General features: G+C 63.4%; 15 protein-coding genes and 1 pseudogene. 3 read left to right on the top strand and 13 right to left on the bottom strand.

Annotated elements, in window-relative coordinates:
* Position 1 precedes the first annotated feature (1 nt).
* The 7 genes from HPT29_RS10990 to HPT29_RS10960 all read right to left on the bottom strand — a co-directional run bounded on the left by HPT29_RS10990 (position 2) and on the right by HPT29_RS10960 (position 8393).
* Positions 2-1162 carry an L-dopachrome tautomerase-related protein gene (locus HPT29_RS10990; RefSeq protein WP_173947304.1) on the bottom strand — a complete coding sequence of 387 codons (1161 nt, stop codon included), beginning with the start codon at positions 1160-1162 and terminating at the stop codon, positions 2-4.
* Between the two features lie 92 nt (positions 1163-1254).
* The gene (locus HPT29_RS10985) at positions 1255-1854 is read right to left on the bottom strand and encodes a hypothetical protein (protein ID WP_173947303.1); all 600 of its coding nucleotides are present in this window, start codon (positions 1852-1854) and stop codon (positions 1255-1257) included.
* Between the two features lie 18 nt (positions 1855-1872).
* Positions 1873-3048, bottom strand: a complete 1176-nt coding sequence (locus HPT29_RS10980; RefSeq protein ID WP_173947302.1) for a zinc-dependent alcohol dehydrogenase — start codon at positions 3046-3048, stop codon at positions 1873-1875.
* 467 nt (positions 3049-3515) lie between these two features.
* Positions 3516-3797 (bottom strand): zinc ribbon domain-containing protein, encoded by a 282-nt coding sequence (locus HPT29_RS10975; protein WP_259060700.1) that lies wholly within the window; start codon positions 3795-3797, stop codon positions 3516-3518.
* A gap of 124 nt (positions 3798-3921) precedes the next feature.
* Positions 3922-5076, bottom strand: a complete 1155-nt coding sequence (locus HPT29_RS10970; protein ID WP_173944999.1) for a glutathione-independent formaldehyde dehydrogenase — start codon at positions 5074-5076, stop codon at positions 3922-3924.
* A 331-nt stretch (positions 5077-5407) separates the two neighbouring features.
* Positions 5408-5926, bottom strand: coding sequence for a response regulator (locus HPT29_RS10965; RefSeq protein WP_259060549.1), 519 nt, complete (start codon positions 5924-5926; stop codon positions 5408-5410).
* Between the two features lie 199 nt (positions 5927-6125).
* A complete protein-coding gene (locus HPT29_RS10960; protein WP_259060548.1) occupies positions 6126-8393 on the bottom strand; it encodes a PAS domain S-box protein in 2268 nt (755 codons plus the stop codon).
* Between the two features lie 620 nt (positions 8394-9013).
* Between HPT29_RS10960 and HPT29_RS10955 the strand changes: the two genes are divergently transcribed.
* Both HPT29_RS10955 and HPT29_RS10950 read left to right on the top strand, forming a co-directional pair.
* A complete protein-coding gene (locus tag HPT29_RS10955; protein ID WP_173946286.1) occupies positions 9014-9616 on the top strand; it encodes an SRPBCC family protein in 603 nt (200 codons plus the stop codon).
* 14 nt (positions 9617-9630) lie between these two features.
* Positions 9631-10800 (top strand): zinc-dependent alcohol dehydrogenase, encoded by a 1170-nt coding sequence (locus tag HPT29_RS10950; RefSeq protein ID WP_173946287.1) that lies wholly within the window; start codon positions 9631-9633, stop codon positions 10798-10800.
* A gap of 248 nt (positions 10801-11048) precedes the next feature.
* Here HPT29_RS10950 and uvrA read toward each other — a convergent pair whose 3' ends face one another.
* The 5 genes from uvrA to HPT29_RS10925 all read right to left on the bottom strand — a co-directional run bounded on the left by uvrA (position 11049) and on the right by HPT29_RS10925 (position 18069).
* Positions 11049-13595: an excinuclease ABC subunit UvrA gene (uvrA, locus tag HPT29_RS10945; protein WP_173946288.1), complete on the bottom strand. Its 2547-nt coding sequence runs from the start codon at positions 13593-13595 to the stop codon at positions 11049-11051.
* Between the two features lie 398 nt (positions 13596-13993).
* Positions 13994-14656 carry an NADPH-dependent F420 reductase gene (locus HPT29_RS10940; protein ID WP_173946289.1) on the bottom strand — a complete coding sequence of 221 codons (663 nt, stop codon included), beginning with the start codon at positions 14654-14656 and terminating at the stop codon, positions 13994-13996.
* A gap of 261 nt (positions 14657-14917) precedes the next feature.
* Positions 14918-15925 carry a zinc-dependent alcohol dehydrogenase family protein gene (locus HPT29_RS10935; RefSeq protein WP_173946290.1) on the bottom strand — a complete coding sequence of 336 codons (1008 nt, stop codon included), beginning with the start codon at positions 15923-15925 and terminating at the stop codon, positions 14918-14920.
* A 102-nt stretch (positions 15926-16027) separates the two neighbouring features.
* Positions 16028-17125: an NADH:flavin oxidoreductase gene (locus HPT29_RS10930; RefSeq protein ID WP_173946291.1), complete on the bottom strand. Its 1098-nt coding sequence runs from the start codon at positions 17123-17125 to the stop codon at positions 16028-16030.
* A 113-nt stretch (positions 17126-17238) separates the two neighbouring features.
* Positions 17239-18069 (bottom strand): SDR family NAD(P)-dependent oxidoreductase, encoded by an 831-nt coding sequence (locus HPT29_RS10925; protein ID WP_173946292.1) that lies wholly within the window; start codon positions 18067-18069, stop codon positions 17239-17241.
* Between the two features lie 258 nt (positions 18070-18327).
* Here HPT29_RS10925 and HPT29_RS10920 point away from each other — a divergent pair, with 258 nt between their 5' ends.
* On the top strand, positions 18328-19071 hold the full coding sequence (locus tag HPT29_RS10920; protein ID WP_173946293.1) for a hypothetical protein: 744 nt from the start codon (positions 18328-18330) through the stop codon (positions 19069-19071).
* A gap of 191 nt (positions 19072-19262) precedes the next feature.
* Here the strand turns inward: HPT29_RS10920 and HPT29_RS10915 are convergent.
* Positions 19263-20587: pseudogene (locus HPT29_RS10915) on the bottom strand (alkaline phosphatase).
* Positions 20588-20609: the final 22 nt, after the last annotated feature.

The raw sequence follows: 20609 nt of genomic DNA, 5'->3' as shown, positions 1-20609 counted from the left end.
GTCAGGGTCGCTGGGGCTGCCCGGTCGACCCGGTCGCCTCCCCGTTCTGTCTGGGCTCGATCCGCCACAGCTGGGTTTCAAGGCGCGGACCACTCTCGGGCTTGAACCAGCTCATGTCCTGGATGCGGGAGCTGGTAACGTAGATCGTTCCGTCGGGTCCCTCGGAGAATGTATCGGGCCAGCGCAGCCGCTTGTCCTGGACAAGGGTGGTGATCCGATCCTCATCACGGAGCTTCACGGCATCCTGCTCAATCGCGCTCAGATAAAGCCGCCCCCGTCCATCGATCCAAAGGCCGTCCGTCGGCTCGGACTCGACGACACGCTCCACCCGAGCTTCGAGATCCTTCCCGGACAGACGTGGGTTCTCCAAGGCATCCGTCGAGACGCGATAGAGTGTCCGCCCGGTCAGGGCTTTCCAATAAAGCGTGCGACCATCGGGAGAGAGCGCGATGCTGTCGGCGGCAAATTCGACTCCGCGCCCGTCAGGCCGGCGCAACTCCTGCCCATCGGTCTTCACCACCACGTCCTTTTCCGGCTGGGTGCTCGGGTGGCCGTCAAGGACGCGTCGAGCCTTGCCGTTCTGTAGATCCGCAACAACGAGTGCACCCTTGGCCCCGGCATCGGTCAGGTAGGCATGCCGCCCATCCGGTGAAAACCGCACATCGTTCAGGTAGCTGCCCTGAGGCGCGACCGTCTCGTCGAAGCGGATCACCTGCGCAACCTTGTTCAATTTCAGGTCGATCCTGACGAGCTTGGGCCCACCCTGCACGACGGGTGCTGTAGCTGGCGCGGCAGGATCGACAACCCAGAGATTGCCGTGCGCATCGGCTACGACGCTCTGGACGCACACGAAGTGATCCCCGGCAGACATCTGGTTCTTCTTGGCATTGCGCCAGGAATTCCACTCGTCATCCGGGTAAGCTTTGATCTGGCCGTCGCGCGTTACCTCGGCCACCGAGATCGGTGCATCCTCCGTCCAACGCGGGAAGTTGACGAAGATCCGCCCATCCTTCGAAACGGTCACTCCGGTCACTTGGTGTTCAAAGCTGGCGACCTGCTGCAGTTGCGCCGGACCCTGCGATGGGGCTGCACTCTGCTGTGCCATGGATGTGGTGGCCAAGAGTGTCCCGAGAAGCAGGGTCACCGGTGAGAGCCTGAGCATGCTCGCCTCCATCGTGTGGCAATGATCGTGTGGGATACGGCCGCCCCCTCGCAGCGTGAACGCCGCTCGAACACAGCCGTATCGTCTCTAAGTCAATGGGAGCGTGCCCTCTCCTGCGGGGCACGATCGGACACTGCGGCGAGGGGTGGTGCGGCCCGCATGTCCGGAGGCACCTGGAAGTCCCTGGCGGCGCCCCGCGCCGTCTGGACACCCTGCGGGAAACCTGTCCGATTTCTGTAGGAACGTGGCCGGCCACGAGGGCGGCTGTGGCGGGCCGTGACCCCCTGCGCGCCAATGATGTCGAGCAGCGTCACTCCCAGCACCGCCGCAAGAGCAATTCCGACATTGTCGCGCTTCGGATTGTCATGCCGCATGGCTGTCATCAGGGTGGCGATGTCGAGCCCGTCTCCGGCGACGCGACTCCACAATCCCAGCTGCTTGTCTGGCGAGAGCGAGACGATGCCGTGCCCGAGTTCGCGGACGCCGTAGGCCCGCACGAGGGCCTCCTTGCCCTCCATTCCAAGCGCCCGGGTGATGCGCTCCGCCGCAATCAGCTCCACTAAGCCCAGGCCGATGCTATACCAACCCAGCGCTTTGGCCAGGCGATCAGCGGCCCCCAGCGAGCTGGGGCCGGAGCGGAGGACCTTCGGGTCGCCCTTGGACCGGGCAATGTTCGAGATGTAATAAGCCATGTCTTCTCTCTCCGGTCTTTAGGGCTTCAAAACCACCTTGATGCAGCTGTCCTGCTTGTCGCGGAACACCTTGTACATCTCGGGCCCCTCCTCGAGGCTCACGGTGTGGGTGATGACAAACGAAGGGTCGATCTGTCCTTCCTCGATGCGGCGCAGAAGGTCATCGGTCCACCGGTTGACGTGCGTCTGGCCGGTGCGAAGGGTTAGCCCCTTGTTCATCAGCTGACCCATTGGGATCTTATCGACCAATCCGCCATAGACACCGGGAATCGAAATCACTCCGGCCGGGCGGCAGACGTAGATCATCTCGCGCAACACGTGCGGCCGGTCGCTTTCGGCTCCCAGCATCTGCTTGGCGCGGTCGTAGACGGTATCCGGCATGGAGGGCGAGACATGGGCTTCCATCCCGATGCAGTCGATGCACTTTTCCGGGCCCTCGCCGCCGGTGAGCTCGTTCAGACGCTCGACTACACTCTCTTCATCGAAGTTGATCGTGATGGCGCCACCGGCTTCCGCCATTTCCAGGCGCTCCGGCAGATGATCGATGGCGATCACCTGCTTGGCGCCAAGAAGGACGGCGCTGCGGATCGCCATCTGGCCGACTGGGCCGCAGCCCCAGATCGCCACCGTGTCCGTCGGCTGGATGTCGCACTGGACGGCCGCCTGCCAGCCGGTCGGGAAGATGTCACCGAGGAAGAGAATCTTCTCGTCCGGAATTCCATCCGGCACCTTGATGTGGGTCGCATCGGCGAAGGGAACGCGCAGATATTCGGCCTGCCCTCCAGGATAGCCGCCGGTCAGATGCGTATAGCCGAACAGACCCGCGGTCGCGTGGCCGAACACCTTGTCGGCGAGATCCTTCTTGCGGTTGCTCCGCTGACAGACGGAGAAGTTGCCGCGCTTGCACTGATCGCACTCGCCACAGATGATCGTGAACGGGACAACGACGCGGTCCCCCTTCTTGAGCTTGCCCCTCGCTTCGGGCCCGACCTCGACGACCTCTCCCATCATCTCGTGCCCCATGATGTCGCCGGGCAGCATGGCTGGAATGAAATTATGGAACAGATGCAGGTCCGAGCCGCAGATGGCACAACTCGTCACCTTGATAATAGCGTCGCGCGGCTGCTCGATTTCGGGGTCAGTGACTGTGTCGCAGCGAATATCTTCCTTGCCGTGCCAAACGAGGGCTCGCATGCCTTCTTCCTCCTCTTGTCCAACGAAGATGCAGAGGGTCCTGCGTCCGGAACTCGTGACAGTACGGGGCAGATCTCTGCGGGGATGGTCGTCAGGGGTCGTGGCTCATGAACGACTGCGCCGAGGGGAAGTGCTGCGGATGATCCCTGAGGGACATCACGCTCTGTTTTGATGCAGCGCAGTTGTCTCGCTTTGCCCACCTCCAGCGAGGACAGGATCTTGAGCGTGCATTCCTGACAGATGATCAGGTTTCGGGCGCGTCTGACCCTTGAGGCACATCCAGCCCTGGGCTGGGCGACTGGAATCCCGCCGAGGTTGCGACCAGCACGGCTTGTGCCAGGGTCTGCACGCCAAGCCGCTGCATGACGTGGGCCCGATGTGTCCTACCGTCCGAGGGCCAAGGCCGATGTCCCGTCCAATTTCCTTGTTGGTCTGGCCGGCCAACAAGCCTGCTTACGCTGCACCCATCACGGCCCGCTACACCGGATTGGCCCATGTGACGTGAAGACCCGTCCGCCCGAGGACAGGGTGCCCGGCAGCGGCAATCGGCGCACGCAACAGCCACAGCCGGCTGGATGCGCCGCCGAAGAAGGCCGCAGTTCAGTCGCGCTCCGCTGGGTTGCTTCGTTGGCGATGCGACCTCCCGAGTTGATGCGGGCGATGGCTGGTGCGCTGAGAGATGCTCGTGACGCTTCAGCCCCGCATTTCGGGCATGCGCATGGGTCCTGGAACCGCGCCATGGGCCGCATCGCAGTGAACGGCCCGCACCCTTGGCACTCGTAGTCGTAGATCGGCATGGCGCCCTCACGTTCGAGCTCGTTTGGCGAGATGGCACACAGGCCGAGCGCGTGACTGCCCGCCCGGCCCGGCCCGTCACGCAGCGGGCTTGAGAACCACCTTGGTCCAGCCCTCGTCGCGTGCGTCGAAGTGCTGGTAGGCGTTCGGTGCCTCGCCCAGCGGCAGCTCATGCGAGATGATGAAGGATGGCTTCGCGCGGCCAGTCGAGATCAGGTCTCGCAGCTGCCGGTTATACGCCTTCACGTTGCACTGACCGGTGCCGATCGTCTGACCTTTGAACCAGAAGAGGCCGTAATCGAAAACGATCTCGCCCTGCTTGTAGAGCGAGTCCTGGGGAGCCGGATCCTGGGGCACATAGACGCCGACCACACCGATGCCGCCGGTGAATTTCACCGACCTTACCAAGTCGTTCATGATCATGTTGGGGTGCTCGTGGCCCTCCGGGTCGTGGGCCTGGTAGCCAACGCACTCGCAGCCACGGTCGGCGCCGATGCCGTTCGTCAAAGCAAGGACCTGGTCCACCGGGGAGCCCTTGGAATCGTCAACGGGCAAGGCCCCAATCGAGCCTGCGAGGCGCAGACGGTCGGGATGGCGGTCGACGACCATGACCATGCAGGCGCCCTTGATCATCGCGGCGTGGGCCGCCATGAGGCCGACTGGCCCAGCCCCGTAGATGACGACCGACTCGCCGGGACGCAACCCTGCAAGTTCGGTGACGTGCCAGCCGGTTGGGAAGATGTCCGCCAGCATCACATAGTCGTTTTGTCGTTCCTCCGCGTCCGGTGGCAGCTTCAGGCAGTTGTAGTCGCCATAAGGGACGCGAAGAAGGTCGGCTTGGCCGCCCCGATACGGCCCCATATCGGCGAAGCCGTACGCGGCGCCAGCCATGTTCGGCACGACGCTTCGATCCGCCGTCGTCAGACAGAACGCGCTTAAGCCGCGCTCGCAGTTCTTGCAGAACCCGCAGCCGATGTTGAAGGGGATGGCGACCCAGTCACCAACCTTCACCCGATCGACCGCGTTGCCCACTTTTTCCACCTGACCAAGGTTCTCGTGCCCGAATACGCCGCCGCGCGGAAAGTCGGTCCGGCCCTCATACATGTGCAGGTCGGAGCCGCAGATGTTGGTGCTCGTGATCCGCACCAGAACGTCGGTCGGCCTCTCGATCCGCGCATCGGGCACGTCCTGTACCGCAACATCGCGCGGCCCGTTATAGACAACTGCTCTCATCGTGTTCTCCCAACCTGAAGCTGCATGCTAGATAGGCGCGGCTCGTCATCTTGTTGATGGCGTCACGGGGATGGTCGTCAGGGCTCGTGGCTCATGAACGACCGCGCTGAGGGGAAGTGCTGCGGATGATCCCTGAGGGACATCACGCTCTGTTTTGATGCAGCGCAGTTGTCTCGCTTTGCCCACCTCCAGCGAGGACAGGATCTTGAGCGTGCATTCCTGACAGATGATCAGGTTTCGGGCGCGTCTGACCCTTGAGGCACATCCAGCCCTGGGCTGGGCGACTGGAACCCCGCAGAGGTTGCGACCAGCAGGGCTTATGACAGGGTCTCTACCGTCCGAGGGCTGAGGCCGACGGGTTCGGCAGCGTGAGCGAGGAAGACGGACATGGCCAGGAGGGCCGCCGAGCAGGGCCAACGGGGATCGCCTGGAAGAGTGCATGAGGATCTCCCAATGCGGGGCCGGAACCGGCATCTCCCGTCAGGTTCGCGAGAGCCAGTGCCAAGGCATAGGCGTCGAATGGCTTCTCCCAAGTCGCGACGTCTCGATACTCGGCCGGCAGGGAAGCTTGGCTGTAGCCGGTCGCAAAGATGAAGGGAATAACTCGCGCCCTGAGAAAATCGGCGACCGGGAACACCGGTTCGCCATGCAGGTCAATATCGAGAACGGCAATGTCGACCCTTTCAGACGTCAGCAAGGCCAGCGCTGCCTCCCGGGTCGGAGCCGGTCCGACCACCGCCGCCCCAGCTCGCTCCAGAACTTGTGCGACGTCGTCGGCAATGAAGTACTCGTCCTCGACGATCAGCACGTGGCGGTTGATCAAACTTGCTTGAGAGACTGATAAGGTCACGGGCTTTCCTCGTCCTTTTCCTGGCTGCCTCAGAGCTTCGATGCTGCATGTGGCCCGGCCGATCCGCAGCGGTCCCGGCATGGCCACATGCCCATTGGGGCAGTGTCATGGATGAGGATGAACGCGGCATCCGGTAGTCACCGGGGATTGTTCCGTATCGTGTTGCAGCGGCGTTCGGGCGATCAGGGCCTGCTGGAACTCAAGGTTTGTCGGCTCCGTCGTCACGGCTCACCTGCGGGCGGGCAGGCACGCCCGCCAAGGCGGCGATCCGCACCAGCTCCGGGATCGTCCTGGCGCCCAGGCGCTGCATGACATGAGCGCGGTGGGTTTCCACCGTGCGCGGGCTGAGGCCGATGGCCCGCCCGATCTGCTTGTTGGTCTGGCCGGCCAGCAGGCCCTCCAGGACCTCGTGTTCGCGGACCGGCATCTCGGCGAAGCGTCCCCGGGCCCGGTGGGCCTCTTGGTCGCGCTCGTCGGCCTGGGAGATGTCAGCGGCGGCCGACGCAAGGGCGGCCAGCAGCTCATCCGGAGCATAGGGGATGGACAGGACGTCCACCGCGCCGGCCTTCATCACCTGCACGGCAGACTTTACATCGCTCTGGAGCGCGCCCAGGACGATCACCGGCAGGCCGATGCGCCGGGCCTTGAGCTCCCGCGGGATGCTCAGACCGCCCGCCTCGGGCTGGCGGATGTCGAGCACCACGCAGCCGGCCGCGAGAGCCGGGGCTGCCTCCAGGAAAGCCTTGCCGGACGGGAAGGCTCTCACGTCATAGCCGGCGTCGCGCAGCCCCCGCGTCAGGATCTGACGCGCGGGCTCATCGGCATCGACCACATAGACGAAGCGCCCGTCAGGGCGGGTGATGTCCTGCGCAACGCCGCCGGCACGGCGGATCCGGCCCTGCGCGTCAGGAATGGGGAAGAAGGTGTTGCGGATCCAGCGCACCACCCCGTCAGAACGGACGATGCGGAACTCCTCGGTGCTGATGTCACCCAGTCTGACGCGTTCAAGCGCGCCTCGCGCGCGCTCTCGATCATCCGGATGGACGAAGCGGCTCCACCGGCTGGGATCGCCAAGCGTGCTTTCGACTGTTTCGCCCCAGATGGCCTCAAAGGCAGGGCTCAGGTATTCGAGGTTCATCGTCTCGAAGTTCATGATCCAAAGGGTGCTGCTGGAGTTCTCGGCGAACTGCCGGAAGCGCTCTTCGCTCTCACGCAGGGCGGCTTCGGCCCGCTTGCGCTCCGTGATGTCCAAGGCGGCTCCCATGAACGCGACGGGACGGCCATGCTCGAACGTGGTCCGGCCCTGGGTGGAGACCCAACGCTCGATCCCATCCCCGATCCCGATCACGCGGTACTCGATGGCGTAGATCCCAGGACCGGCAGGATCGCTGCACTGGGCGATAGCGGCCTCGACGCGCGGCCGATCTTCGGGATGAATGCCGGATAGCCAAACCTCGTGGTCGACATGGGCATCAGGCGCCAGTCCCCACATCGCCTTGAGCTGGGCATCCCAGTCCAGGGCTCCCGTGATCGGATTCCAGGTGTAGGGTGACAGACCGACGAGGTCGATGGCCGCCTGGAGCCGCGCTCGGCTTTCGCGCAACGCCTGCTCCGTCCGCTTCTCCCGCTCGACGACCTGCACCACGAAGACTGCGCCCAGACCCTCCTGAGCGGTGTTGCGAAAGGGCGCAGCGCTCACCCGCGTCCAGATCTCCTGGCCATTGGGGAGTGTGACGAGAAAGTCGATACCTGGAACAACCGTTTCACCCCGCAGTGCCCGCGCGCTCGGATAGTCGGAGGGGCTGAGACGCTGGCCATCCGGGGTGTAGCCCCGCCAGCGCTCGCCTTGGATCGGATCTCTGGAAGGAACTTTATCAAGGGCGTACTGCTGGAGGATACGGTTGCTCAGGGTGATGTTCCCCTCCTGGTCGACGAGGCCGACACCAACCGGCAATTGCTCCAGAATGGCTGCAAGCTTGTTCTCGCTTTCGCGCAGGGCTGCCTCGGCTCGTACGCGCTCGGTGGTCTCGTGGACAGTGCACAGCACCCCGCCAACGCCGCCTGTCTCATCCCCAATGGGGCTGTAAGAGAACGAGAACCATGTTGCCTCGGGATGGCCATGGCGCATGAGCGTCAGCGGCAGGTCCTCGAAGTAGCTGGCCTCCCCTTGCATGGCCCGATGGGTGATCGGACCGATGGTGTCCCACACCTCCGACCAGACCTCGGGGAATGGCTGCCCGAGGCCGTTCGGTTTGTCGCCCATGATCGGAATGTAGGCATCATTGTAGAAGCTGGTCAGTTCTGGCCCCCAGGCCAAGTAGGTGGGGAAGGCGGAGCTCAGCATGATGCTTAAGGCGGTGCGCAGCGACTGCGGCCAAGTCTCTGCTGCCCCGAGGGGCGTAGCAGCCCAGTCGTGAGTCCGCACGCGTTCACCCATGGTGCCGCCGTTGGGAAAAGCTTCCGCCATGCTCATTTATTCTCCTTGGAAAGACATCATGAGGGGACTTCCGATATTATTTTAGAGTTGTCAGGGCGGCTTGCCATAAGGAACTACGGCTACACGTCGTTCGCAGCTAACTCTGTCTACACTATTACATCGCGGGGTCCCGCAGTCCTCATTCACGCCATAAGTCCAGGTCTCCTAGAGCTTAGACAGCATGAAGGATGCTCCAAAAGCTTTAATGTGAGTACGGCGGTAGCGAGCATCCGGAAGACGTCTGACCACCTGCATGGGCTGCTCTGTGCTGTAAGGTAGGCTGAGGGAGGCCGGCCTACACTGTTTCGTTTGCAGCCGCGTACTTTCCCTCAGGAATCGACCGTTATCCGTAGGGGCCCTTGCAATTGTTACTCTCCACGGCTCCCGCTGAACGACGATAGTTTGCGCCAGCAATCCAATCTCATCGGGCGGGACGCTACTGAAGTCTCTCGACACCACTGAGGTGTGCCATGGCGGACCAACACGATGAACGGCCCAGACGGGTCCGAAATGACAGTCCGCCTCGCACTCAAGCAACGGGAGCCGCACAGTCCCAGCCGGGCCAGCCGCAAGGGAGACAGGATGCTCGCGGAGGCCGGAACGGCCTCGGTATGGTCGGATTTGCCATCGCGGCCGCTGCCGGCGTGGCCGCTATCGGTCTCATCGAAGCCCAAATGCGCGATACCGGGCGCCGGACCAGGACCGGTCAGAACCGACGGTCGGCCGCTGAGCACGAGCCGGAGGTCGAGCGCTCGATTACGATCGAGGACGTTCCCGCGGACGAACTTTACCGTCGCTGGCGCGATCCGGAAACCATGAGGCGGATCATGGCGCCCTTTGCCGAAGTCCAGTCCGCGGGTGACGGGCAGACACGCTGGAGCGCCGGATCCAATCTGGGCTCCTGGGACATGCGCCTGGCCGACGACCAGCCGGGCGAGTTCATGCGCTGGGAGGCACAAGGCGGGGGCGCTCTGATCCGGGAAGCGTCGGTGCGCTTCCGTTCCGCTGCCGGCAACCGTGGCACGGTGGTGGTCCTGCGTGCCAGCCTTGATCCGCCCGGTGGCATGCTCGGCCGGATTGCCGCCCAGATGCTGGGCAATACGGTACCGGCGGCGCTTGCGAGCAAGTCGCTGCACTACTTCAAGGCCCTCGTCCAGACCGGCGAGATCCCGACCACCGAGCGCCAGCCGGCGGCTCGGCCCGACCCTCGCTGACGAGGAGGCTTCTCATGCGTGCGCTCATCTGGAACGGCGTCAACGATCTGCGTGTCGAGACCGTCAAGGATCCCGAGATCGTCAATCCGCATGACTGCATCCTGCGGGTCACCATGTCGACCACCTGCGGCTCGGACCTGCACTTCATTGACGGCTACATCCCGACCATGAAGGCCGGTGACGTGATCGGCCACGAGTTCATGGGCGTGGTCGAGGACGTCGGGCCTGAGGTGAAGAAGGTCAAGAAGGGGGATCGGGTCGTGGTGCCGTCCTTCATCACCTGCGGCCAGTGCTGGTACTGCAAGAACAAACTCTATTCGTTGTGCGACAATACCCATCCCAAGCCTGAGCTGCAGGAGCCCATCCTCGGCTATCCGACGGCCGGCATCTACGGCTATACCCACGCGTTCGGCGGCTACGCCGGGGCCCACGCCCAGTATGTGCGCGTGCCATTTGCCGACAACGATTGCTTCAAGGTGCCGGATGGTCTGCCGGACGAGCAGGTGCTGTTTCTCTCCGATGCGGCGCCGACCGGCTACATGGGGGCGGATTTCTGCAATATTCAGCCCGGGGACGTGGTGGCCGTGTGGGGCTGCGGCGGCGTCGGCTTGATGGCGCAGAAGAGCGCCTTCCTGATGGGAGCCGAGCGGGTGATTGCAATCGACCGCTTGCCCGAGCGGCTGCAGATGGCCCGCGAGCATGTCGGCTCCGAGACCATCAACTATGAGGAGGTCGACAGCGTCCTGGAGGTGCTCAAGGAAATGACAGGTGGCCGGGGTCCCGACGCCTGCATCGACGCGGTCGGCATGGAGGCGCACGGCACCGGTCTGCAATACGCCTACGACCGTGCCAAGCAGCTCATGTACATGCACACGGATCGCGGCCAAGCGCTACGGGAGGCAACCCTGGCCTGCCGCAAAGGCGGAATACTTTCGATCCTCGGCGTCTACGGCGTGATGGACAAGTTTCCAATCGGAGCGATCATGAACAAGGGCCTGACGGTGCGCACGGCCCAGCAGCATGGGCAGGCCTACATGGACCGCCTGCTCGACCATGCCCAGAAGGGAGAGCTGAACCCATCGTTCCTGGCGACGCATCGTTTCTCGCTCGAAGATGCACCGCATGGCTACGCCATGTTCAAGCACAAGGATGACGGTTGCGTCCGCTCTGTGTTCATTCCCTGAAACCGGAGCGATCCCAGTAACAAAATGCAGGCCTCTGGATCTGTCGAAGGATACAGGATTCATGCTCCCGACCTTGTCATGGGCCCCGGGTACGCAATGGACGAACTTCCACTGGGCGCCAGGGCTGAGCAAGGCGGCGGGCTGTGTGCCGCGGTCGCCGCCTCCGACAGAGATTGTAGCTGCCCACTTGGAAACACATCACGCTCTGGGCAGGCCTTTGTCCAAGGCGCCTCATAGCTTGAAGTGCATCAAACGAGAGCTCGTGCCAGATAAGGCGCCGTACGGCTGCCTGACGCTTTTGTGACTTCCGCCGGCGGTCCCGATGCAACCACCTGCCCGCCCTCGTCCCCGGCTCCCGGACCGAGATCCATGACCCAGTCGCTTCTCGCGGCAACGCGCATGTTGTGCTCGACCACAATGACAGTGTTGCCGGCTTCGACCAGCCCATCGAGCTGGGCCACGAGCCTCTCGACATCGGCGGGATGCAGTCCGGTCGTAGGCTCGTCGAGGACGTAGAGCGTATCGCCACGCTGGATCCGTTGAAGCTCGGTCGCGAGCTTGATTCGCTGCGCCTCCCCTCCGGACAACTCGGTCGCGGGTTGGCCCAGTCTCAGATAACCCAGCCCCACCTCCCGCACGATCGTGAGCGAACGATGCAAAGGCGGCTCGTCGGCGAAAAACTCCCAGGCCGCATCGAGCGTCATTCCGAGCACGTCGGCGATGGATTTGTCGCGGTATCTGATCTTGAGCGTGTCGGCATTGTACCGGGCGCCATGGCAGGTCGGGCATGGAGCATAGACGCTCGGCAGGAACAGCAGCTCGACCATCACGAAGCCTTCGCCCTCGCAATGCGGGCAGCGGCCCTTGGCGACGTTGAAGGAAAAGCGTCCAGCATCGTAGCGCCGGGCGCGGGCCTGCTTGGTTGCGGCAAACAGCTTGCGGACATGATCGAAAAGGCCGGTATAGGTGGCGAGATTCGAACGCGGCGTGCGCCCGATCGGCTTCTGATCGACCCGCACCAGGCGCTTGATCCCTTCCATGCCACTGACGATCCGGCCTTCGCTGGCCATCATCGCGGCCCGCTCAAGCTCCTCGCCCTCCTCTTCCGGCTCAGCGATATCGTGCCCCAGATGCTCCGCTACCAGTTCAACTAGAGCTTGGCTGACCAGGCTCGACTTGCCTGAGCCGGATACGCCTGTCACGGTTGTGAGCACGCCTAAGGGAAATGCGACGTCGAGCTCGTGCAGGTTGTTGCGTGTTACCCGGGCGAGGCGCAGCCAGCCTTTCGGTGAGCGCACTTCCCGAGGCGGGAGGAAGCTTTCGCCGAACAGGAAACGCCGGGTCTGCGAGGCCTCGACCTGGCTAAGCCCGTCCGGCGGACCGCTGTAGATCACGAAGCCTCCCTGCTCTCCCGCTCCAGGTCCAACATCGACGATCCAGTCGGCATGACGGATGACATCGAGATTGTGCTCGACCACGAACTGCGAGTTTCCGGACGCCTTCAGTTGCCCGAGCGCATTCAGGAGCGCCTCCGTGTCTGCGGGATGAAGCCCGGCCGACGGCTCATCGAGCACATACACGACGCCGAAGAGATTGGAGCGCACCTGCGTGGCCAGCCGCAGTCGTTGGAGCTCGCCGGGTGAAAGCGTCGGGGTGCTGCGGTCGACGGCGAGATAGCCGAGCCCGAGGTCGAGCATGACGCTGAGCCGGGCGACAAGATCCTGCGCGATGCGCTGCGCGACCACCGCCTTTTCCGGATGCTCGGCCTCAATCTTGGCTAGCCGCGGAGCCCTCCCGCCTGCATAGGTATGGAAGATGTCGGCGAGGCGGGCGAGCGGCAGACTGGAGATGTCGGCGATGTCCAATCCCGCGAACGTGACCGACAGGGACTCGGGCCGAAGGCGCTTGCCGTGGCAGAGTGCGCACTCGGTGCTCACCATGTATTGTGCCGCCCGCCGCTTCATCAGCGGGCTTTGCGTGTTGGCGAAGGTGTGCAGCACGTGCCGCTTGGCGCTCGTGAAGGTGCCCTGATAGGCCGGCTCTTCCTTGCGCTTGAGCGCGCGTCGAACCTCCTGCTGCGTATACCCGGGGTAGACAGGAACGGTCGGCTGCTCATCGGTGAAAAGAAGCCAGTTGCGATCCTTCTTGGGCAGGTCCCGCCAGGGCCGATCCACGTCGAAGCCGAGCGTGGTCGCAATATCGCGCAGGTTCTGGCCATGCCAGGCGGTCGGCCAGGCGGCAATCGCTCGCTCGCGAATGGTCAGCGTGTTGTCGGGCACCATCGACTGCTCGGTGACCTCATAAACCCGGCCAAGGCCGTGGCACCGGGGACAGGCGCCTTCGGGCGTATTGGGCGAGAACGCCTCGGCATAGAGGATCGCTTGGCCGCGTGGATAGTCGCCAGCGCGGGAGTAAAGCATGCGCAGCAGGTTGGACAAGGTCGTGACGCTGCCGACCGAGGAGCGTGTGGTCGGTGAACCGCGCTGCTGCTGAAGCGCAACGGCGGGCGGCAGACCGTCGATGTCATCGACATCCGGAACGGGCATCTGGTGGAACAGTCGCCTGGCATAAGGCGACACTGACTCGAGATATCGCCGTTGTGCCTCGGCATAAAGGGTTCCGAAGGCCAGCGAAGACTTTCCGGAGCCGGACACGCCTGTAAAAACAACCAGAGCATCGCGCGGAATCTCAAGATCGATATTCTTAAGATTGTGCTCGCGGGCCCCGCGGACGCGCACGAAGCCCATTCGTTCCTGCGCAGTCGTGGGTGAAGTGGGCTCAAGATCTTTCTGCATCGCACGGTCCGGTGAAATGTCGGATCCGCAAACATCTAGGGTAATCCAACGCTCTAACTAGAGGAATAACTTCCACTTCTGCGCGTGGAGCCTCGCGCTTGATAGTCACTGGAAGTGCGCTGTCCACTCAGGCATATCCTGCCGGGGCTACAGGTTCGGAATGCGGCGCTCATGGGCTGCATTGGCGCCATCTGCTTCGCTTGATCGATGCCCTAGAACGTGCGTAGCAGGCCGAGCACGAGATATCGGGCTTTACTGCCCGTGATCCCTACGTGGCACGATTGCTCGACCTTATCGATCTTCTGGGCAGCGCCAATCGGCTCGCGAAAGCACAAGGTGCCGGGATCGAACGACATAGCGGCGCCCTCTCATGAAAACAGACAGCGGACTTTGCAGTCTTACTTGGCGAGCCATTCCGGCTTGCGCTCCCGGCTGGCTTCGGACAGGGCGCGACGGACCCCCTCAGCATCATGGTCTGTCCCGTACGCAGGCGTTCCCGGCTGCTGCCGCCAGGACTCGTCCAGGCCTCCGGCGTCAATGCCATCAAACCCGAGTTCGTCGACGAGCTGAAGCACGATGTCCTTGGCCTTCGGATCATCCCCTGCAACCGGCAGGGCAATGCGGCCAGGAGTTCCCCGCGGCTGACCACGCTCGAGCAGGTGCCGGGCATAGATGTTATTGAACGCCTTGATCACCGGCCGGCCTAATTGCCCCTCGACCCAGCGGCTCTCCGGCGTGCCATTCTCGATCTCCTCGATGCGATCATCACGCTGCTGCGGATAGTAGTTGCCGGTGTCAATGACGACGACATCAGGGCCGACGCCGTCGAACAATCCTGCTGGGAGGTTGGGGATGCTCTTTTGCGGGATCGTGACAATGATGAGATCCTTGTCGCGGACCGCTTCAGCGACCGAAACGGCCTTGGCGCCGGTCTCCTGCGACAAGGAGGCGAGCGTTTCAGGCCCGCGGGAGTTGGCCACCGAGACCTCGTGCCCGAGCGCGGTGAAGCGGCGGGTCAGGTTGCCGCCAATGTTGCCTGCGCCGATAATGCCGATCTTCATGTCTGCCTCCCTTGGACTGCGGTTCTCCGACCTGTGCGGGTTCGCGTGAAGGCAAACTCGAAGCGTCTGGCAGAAGTCACAGACCCAACTTAGAGCGAGATCCTACACTGAACATCGTTCTGGACGATAAAACCAACGCTCTGACCCACGTCCAGGAAACCACCACCCTTCGGAAGGTGCGCTTATGAGACGTGAACGGCGCCACGGCTTTGGTTCCCGCATTCAGCTTGCTTTCCGGAAGTGCTTCGACATCCGAAATCCTCAGAACTCCAGGCAGATCTTGCCAAAGTGGGCTCCCGATTCCTCACACCGGAATGCTTCGGCCATGGCGGCAAGGGCAAAGCTGCGATCAATGACAGGCCGGATCCCGGTCGCCTCGATCGCGCGCACGAAGTCCATCTGCTGGCTTCGGTTGCCGACAATCAACCCGTGAAGCCGGGCCTGCTTGGCCATCAGGGCTCCGGTCGGGACCTCGCCAGAGCGACCGGTCAGGACGCCGATCAGCGAAATGTGTCCGCCAACCCGCACAGCGGCAATTGATTGCCCCAGCGTGCCCGGCCCGCCGACTTCGATGACGTGATCCACACCACGTCCGCCGGTCCAATCCCGCGCGCGGACGCCCCAATCCTCATGCTGGCGGTAGTTGATCGTGTGATCGGACCCAAGAGCCCGGACCCGCTCCAGCTTCTCGTCCGACGAGGAGGTGGCGATGACGGTCGCACCCATCAGCCTCGCGAGCTGAAGCGCGAAGATCGAGACCCCACCGGTGCCCAGCACCAGCACGACATCTCCAGCCTTGAGGCCACCGTTGACGACCAAGGCCCTCCAGGCGGTCAACCCCGCCGTGGTGAGCGTGGCCGCTTCGGCATGGCTGAAGCCCTCAGGTGCCCGGGTGAACCAGGTCGCCGGGCGCACCACAGCCTCCCGGGCATAGCCATCGACCCCGTCGCCTGGCGTCGTCGAGAAATCACTCACCGCCGGCGGTCCCTCAAGCCAGCCCGGAAAGAAGCAGGACACGACATGGTCGCCGACGGCAAACTCCGTTACCGCCTCGCCCACGGCTTCGATTACGCCGGCGCCGTCCGACATCGGAATTCGTCCGTCTCGCGTCGGCATCCGTCCGCTCACGACGCCATAATCGTGGTAGTTGAGCGAGCTCGCGTGAAGCCTGACCCGGATCTCGCCGGGCCCGGGAGAACCGGGATCGGGCATCTCGGTCAGCTCTAGCCGATCCAATCCGCCCGGTGCGTGCAGTGTGATCCCCTTCATGCCTGTCTCCATTTCGCTCTGCCGTTTGAGCCCTTTGGGCGAGCAGAGCCGCTGCCTCATGCCCGCAGACGCGCGGTCGTGGATATGTTCAACCGCCAACGCTCAGTAAAGAGTCGCAAGAGCCTCGCGGGTGAAGTCGCGCAACTGCTCGCTGCGGTTCTCGCGGATCTTCGTCGGCCATTGCGGATCGGATAGGATCGCGCGGCCGACCGCTACCAGATCGAAGTCGCCTCGCCCGAACCGGCGCAGCAGTTCATCCAAGGAGCTGGGATGGGAACTCTCGCCCTGGAAGGCCGCGATGAACTCGCCTGACAGGCCCACTGATCCGACCGTGATCGTCGCCTTTCCGGTCAGCTTCTTGGCCCAGCCGGCAAAGTTGAGGTCCGAGCCCTCGAACTCCGGCTGCCAGAAGCGCCGCTGCGAGCAATGAAAGATGTCCACCCCGGCCTCTGCGAGTGGGGTGAGCCAGGCCTCCATCTCGTCCGGTGTCTTGGCGAGCTTGACAGCGAAGTCCTGCTGCTTCCACTGCGACAGGCGCAGGATCACGACGAAATCCTCGCCAACAGCCTCACGAACCGCCTTCACCACCGCGACGGCAAAGCGGCTGCGCTCGGGCAGGGTTGCCCCGCCCCATGCATCGGTGCGCTTGTTCAGGCCGGCCCACAGGAACTGATCGATCAGGTACCCGTGGGCGCCGTGGATCTCGACGGCATCGAAGCCCAACCGCTTGGCATCCCGTGCGGCGCGGCCGAAGGCGGCAATGGTCTCGGTGATATCGGCCTCGCTCATTTCCACACCGATTCGCTCACCGGGCATCACGAGCCCGGACGGGCCCTCGAATGGCCCCGGAGGCTGCCAGCCCGAGGCGTGAGGGTGCATGACGCCCATGTGCCAGATCTGCGGCGCCATGGCGCCGCCGGCCGCATGCACCTCGCCGATAACCTGCCTCCAGGCCTCCAGCGCCTGTTCACCGTAGAAATGAGGCACATCGGCGTCGTTTGACGAGGCTGGTCTGTCGATCACCGTGCCCTCGGACACGATCAGCCCGACCTCCCCGGCCCGTCGGCCGTAATAGGTCGCAACGTCCGATGTCGGGATGCCATTCGGGGAGAACGACCGCGTCATGGGCGCCATGACGATGCGGTTCTTCAGCGTGAGGGATTTGAGGCTGAACGGCTGGAAGAGGGTTTGCACATCCATGGTGATTGTCCAGTTTGTTGGGACAACGGGAACGCATCCGACACCGGGTGCTCCCGTTTAGGCGGCGTCTTTCGGGTCGGCACCGCAGCGCACTCTGCCAGATGAGAGCCTGCCTATCGTAGCCCCCATCCGGCCTCCTCCATGGCGCCCTCGGCGGCCGCGGTCTCGTCGAGATCGGAACGCCATCGGTTGGCGACTAGGCGTCGGCCGGTCACTCCGTCAGCCTCGGTCGAGGCGAGCCACAGCAGTGGCGGAATGACAATGTCGGGATCCAGCAGCTGCGCACGCACAGCGCTGGAGACGCCTGGCGGGATCATGCCGGTCAGCGTGGCGCCCCCTGGCAACAGGGCATTCACGGTCACGCCCGTTCCGGCAAGATCCTGAGCCCAGATGACGGTCTCGGATTCGAGCGCGGCTTTCGACGGGCCGTAGGGCGAGAAGCCGCGGCGGCGCATGGTGTCGTGGTTCATCGAGATGTTGATGATCCGGCCCCAGCCCGCCTGGAGCATGCTCGGCACGGTGGCCCGGGCCATCAGGAACGGTCCGTTCACATTCGTATCGATCACCATCTGCCAGGTTTCAGGCGCAACCTCCCAGAACCGGGCCGGCTCGGTGAGGAACGCCTCGCTGACATACTTCATGCCCCGCCCGGCGTTGTTCACGAGAACATCCAGACGACCAAACCGCGAATGAGCAGCCTCGACCGCTCGGACACAGTCCTCCTCCCGCGTGACATCAGCCGTCAGGGGAAGGACGCGGTCCGCATGGCCCAGCTCCCGGGCCTCGCGTGCCACCTGCTCGACCTCCGCTGTCTCACGCGCGGCGGTCGCGACAACGCTTGCGCCGGCACGCACGAAGCCGAGGACCATGGAGCGGCCGAGGCCACGTCCGCCGCCGGTCACGATCGCGACCTTGCCGGTCAGCCGCTCGGAGCCTGTGGTCATCAGGCGGAGTCCAGCTGCGAGCGTTCTGATGCACGTTGAGCCGAGGCTCGGATCATTAGTTCCCTCTCCCCATTCACCGTTTGGTCGGCCGTTGGCCGCCAACTAGCGCCAGCCGGGATTTGTTCCCGAAGGGCTGTCTGTCACCAGCGTGCTCCTGCTGCTCAACGAATGCGGCTGCAACTGCGTTGAGTAGCGGATCGAAAGCTCGAGCTTTTCATCAGTCGGCGAACTCGATGTTGCATAACGGGGAGGTGACCGATGAACCCAATCCAAAATGACCTTTTCCAGGCTTCCCCTGCCCTGCCTGAGGGATTCAGATATCAGCCTGACTTCCTCTCGGCACACGAGGAGCGGGATCTTGTGGAGCGGCTTGCAACTTTGCCCTTCAAGGAGGCTCAGGCAGCTCACAGGCGCCGCCCGATCTGGCGAGCCGGTCAGATCCGCGATGGTCTGATGATAGCCATGCTCGCTTATTGCCCGATTCGGCTGAAGAACTTCTCGGAGCTCAGGTTGGGTCACAGCTTTGTGCGCGAGCAGGATCGCTGGGCAATCAAGCTGCCGGGCCTGAAGGTCAAGAATAGACGGCCGGATCTCCACCTCATCCGACAGGGCCTCAACGCAGCTATTGGCCTGTACCTCACCTGGGCGAGACCACGGCTTCTTCGGCAAACCGGTGAGTTTATGATCGGGGATGAGTCGAACCAATTGCTGATGGGTCCACTCTGGATTGGGCAGTATGGTGAGGGACTCAGCTATGGAGGTGTCGAACGGAGGACCACCGAGACCACTCGGTCAACTCTTGGCGCGGCTCTCAGCCCACATGACTTCCGCGGATGCGGGGCCTTCACCGCTCGGTATCGAGCAGGAGCCGAGCCGCACCTGGCGAGCGGCTTGTTACAGCACCAGGACAAGGAACTCGTCGACGAGAATTACAATCTTGCAAGCAGCCTGGAGGTTGCTGACCTGTTTGGCGGATGGATCGATGACATTGCAGGATCCTGATGTTGGAGAAGGCAAGGGAGTTCTCTGGCCTTGTTAATGTCCGATTCACACCTCTAAGCTGACCAGAGCCGTACGTCTTGGATGTGCCATTAACGGTTGTTCCTGCATTCGTTCTAAGGCATATCGGATGGCCCAAGGGCATATAAATTTGCGGGACGGGTGGGCCGGGTCCAGCCCACCCGCTAGAGTTCCTACTGAGCGGCTGCACGCAGGCCTGAGCGTTCACCCAACTTCGTGGCATGATCGATCACGTGGTAGATGTAGTTCTGTTCCACCACGCCCGCGAAGAGGTGAGCCCAGGGGCCGCCAGCAAAGATCGCAACGTCCTCGCCGCCGTGGGTCTCGCTGTCGAGCGGGACCAGGGACTGCTGCTTGTAATCCGGCGCGGTGGTATTAGCTGGCGTCGGACGTGGTTCATTCTCTTTCACGGCGCCGGGCCCGTTCGCATAGCCGAGTGTCGTGAACGGCTTGCCATCCTTGCCAAGTTTTGGCTTGCCGTCCGGCTCGACGATGGTCTCCAGGATCGGGTTGCCGCGCTTCGGATATCCACTGATAGTCAGCGTATGGCTGTGGTCTGCCGTCACGATCACGAGCGTCTCATCGAGGTTTACCTTTTGCAGCGCCGCCTTGATGGCATTGTCGAAGGCTACCATGTCTTCGAGTGAGCGATACGCATTGCCGTCGTGATGGGCGTGGTCGATGCGCCCGCCCTCGACCATGAGGAAGAAGCCGTTCGGGCCCTGGCTCAGGATGTCGATGCTCTTCACCGTCATCTCCGCCAGGGACGGCTCGCCCCCGTTGTCCTTGAGGCGGTCAGCCTCGTAGCGCATGTGCGAGCGCTCAAAGAGGCCCATGACGTGCGGGGTCTTCGTATCGAGCTTGTCGAATTGCTCCTGGTTCCACAGGAACACGCCGCTGTTGGAGTAGCGGTTCTGCCATTCCTGGACGAGGTTCCGCCCATCCTTGCGCGAGCCCTTCTTGTCTGTATCCTCGGGGTCGTTCACGGTTTCCGGAAGGAAGCGGTCGCGTCCGCCGCCGAAAATGACCTCAAAGCCGTCCCCGTGAGACCATGCGGCGAGTTGCTGGGCGATGTCCTTGCATCCGGCCGCGATGGCCTCCCGCGTCATATTAGCGTCGCCTTCCCAGTCTCGATGGGGCGTATGGGCGTACATGGAAGCAGGCGTGGCATGGGTGATGCGTGCGGTGGAGACGACGCCGGTGGCCTGCCCGGCCCGCTCGGCCATGGCCGCTAGGCTCAGCACCTCCTTGCCCTTGGACCCAGCACAGTCGCCGACCTCGACCTCGCTATTGACGCCGATGACGTCATTGCGCGTCTTGACGCCAGTCACCATCGCCACGGCGGTCGGGGCGGAATCGGCGACCTGCGCGTCATGGGTGTAGGTCTTCGACAGGGCCGCAAAAGGCAGCTTTTCCATGGTCAGCGAGTTCGACTCGCCGTCAACGCCGCGCTTCTGCCGTCGTAGATGCGGCCCGCTGTGACTGTGGAGATGCCCATGCCGTCGCCGACGAACAGGATC

Origin of the sequence: Microvirga terrae, assembly GCF_013307435.2 — a bacterium.
In the GTDB taxonomy this organism is placed as follows: Bacteria; Pseudomonadota; Alphaproteobacteria; order Rhizobiales; family Beijerinckiaceae; genus Microvirga; species Microvirga terrae.
This window is presented reverse-complemented; position numbering and strand designations above follow the sequence as displayed.